This is a genomic window from Mycobacterium sp. TH-M106 (assembly GCF_057473765.1).
The window spans coordinates 1-2,084 of record NZ_JBYCLE010000026.1 but is presented as its reverse complement, the minus strand read 5'-3'; the positions used below and the strand labels follow the sequence as shown (position 1 = coordinate 2,084).

Annotated in this window: 2 protein-coding genes; both read left to right on the top strand. The window is 68.4% G+C overall.

What is annotated here, in order from left to right:
* A partial coding sequence (locus AC2VOP_RS00910) for an acyl-CoA dehydrogenase family protein (protein ID WP_486959213.1) occupies positions 1 to 989 on the top strand: 989 nt, incomplete at its 5' end.
* A 36-nt stretch (positions 990 to 1,025) separates the two neighbouring features.
* The coding region (locus AC2VOP_RS00905; protein WP_486959212.1) for an acyl-CoA dehydrogenase family protein at positions 1,026 to 2,084 on the top strand (1,059 nt) is incomplete at its 3' end.

Sequence of the window (2,084 nt, the reverse complement as noted above, 5' to 3'; positions counted from 1 at the left end):
AGTACGGCGGCCAGGCCCGCTCGGCGATGGACCAGTTGATCTTCACCGACGAGGCGGCGATCGCCGGCGCTCCGGTGCCGTTTCTGACCATCAACAGCGTCGCCCCGACCATCATGGCGTTCGGCACCGAGGAACAGAAGAGCTTCTACCTGCCCAAGATCGCCGCCGGGGACCTGCACTTCGCGATCGGCTACTCCGAGCCGGGGGCCGGCACCGACCTGGCCAACCTGCGCACCAGCGCGGTCCGTGACGGCGACGACTACATCGTCAACGGGCAGAAGATGTGGACTTCGCTGATCGCCTACGCCGACTATGTCTGGCTGGCGGTGCGTACCAGCGCCGAAGCCAAGAAACACCGTGGCATCTCGGTGCTGATCGTGCCCACCACCGCGGAAGGGTTCGCCTGGACGCCGGTGCACACCATGGCCGGCCTCGACACCAGCGCCACCTACTACTCCGACGTGCGGGTGCCGGTGGCCAACCGGGTCGGCGAGGAGAACGGCGGCTGGAAGCTGATCACCAACCAGCTCAACCACGAACGCGTCGCACTGGTGTCGGCGATGCCGATCATCATGTGCCTCAACCAGGTTCGCGAGTGGGCCCAGAACACCAAGGATTCCGGTGGTGCCCGGCTGATCGACTCGGAATGGGTGCAGCTCAACCTGGCGCGGGTGCACGCAAAAGTCGAGGTGCTCAAGCTGATCAATTGGGAGCTGGCATCAGCGGCGGAGACGACGCCGTCACCGGCGGATGCCTCTGCCGCCAAGGTGTTCGGCACCGAGCTGGCCACCGAAGCCTACCGGCTGCTGATGGAGGTGCTGGGCACCGCCGCGACCCTGCGTCATGGCTCGACCGGCGCGCTGCTGCACGGCCGGGTGGAGCGGATGCACCGGGCGTGCTTGATCCTGACCTTCGGCGGCGGCACCAATGAAGTCCAGCGTGACATCATCGCCATGGCGGCGCTGGGGCTGCCTCGAGCTAGCCGCTGACCAACCGCTGACCACCGCTTGCGAAGGACGACACCGATGGATTTCTCCACCACCGAAGCGGCACGCGACCTCGGCGATTTGACCGCCAGCATCACCGATGCCGTCTGCACACCCGAACACCAACGTCAGCTGGACGCCCTCGACCAACGGTTCGACCGCAGGCTGTGGCGCAAGCTTGCCGATGCGGACATCCTGTCGGCGGCCGCACCGGAATCGCTGGGCGGCGGGGGCTTCGGTGTGCTGGAGCAGACCGCGGTGCTAGTTGCGCTGGGCCGCGGGCTAGCCGCGGTGCCCTATCTGGAGTCGGTGGTGCTGGCCGCCGGCGTGCTCGGCCGGTTCTGCTCCGAGGAGCTTCGGCGACGGTGGGGCGCGCCCGCTGCCAACGGCGAGAAGGTCCTCACCGTCGCACTGGCCGCCGACATGGGCGAGGGCCCGATGCAGGCTATCGGTACCACTGGCACCACTGGCACTACTGGCACCACTGCCGGTTACCGGCTCACCGGCACCCGAACCCTGGTCGGTTACGGCCCGGTGGCTGACGGCTTTCTGGTGCCCGCCGAGACCGACTCCGGCGTCGCGGTGTTTCTGGTCGCCGCCGACGATCCCGGTGTCTCGATGACCGCGCTGGCGACCACCGGCCTGGGCAGCGTCGGGCACCTCGAGCTGTCCGACGTCGAGGTGGATAACAGCCGGCGGGTCGGCGGTGGAGATCTGGTCGACCGCATCAGGGTGCTGGAGGCGCTGGGTCGCAGCGCCTACCAGCTCGGCGTGCTGGAACGCGGGCTGGCGCTGACCGCCGAATACGCGCGTACCCGCCAGCAGTTCGACCGGCCGATCGGCAGTTTCCAGGCCGTGTCGCAACGGCTGGCCGACGGCTACATCGACGTCTTGGGGCTGCGGCTGACGCTGACCCAGGCCGCCTGGCGGGTAGCCGAGGGATTGCCCGCCGACACCGAGGTGGCCACCGCGGCGTTCTGGGCCGCCGACGCCGGACATCGGGTGGCCCACACCATCGTTCACGTGCACGGCGGGGTGGGCATCGACGTCGACCATCCGATCCACCGCTACTTCCTGGCTGCCAAGCAGGCCGAGTTC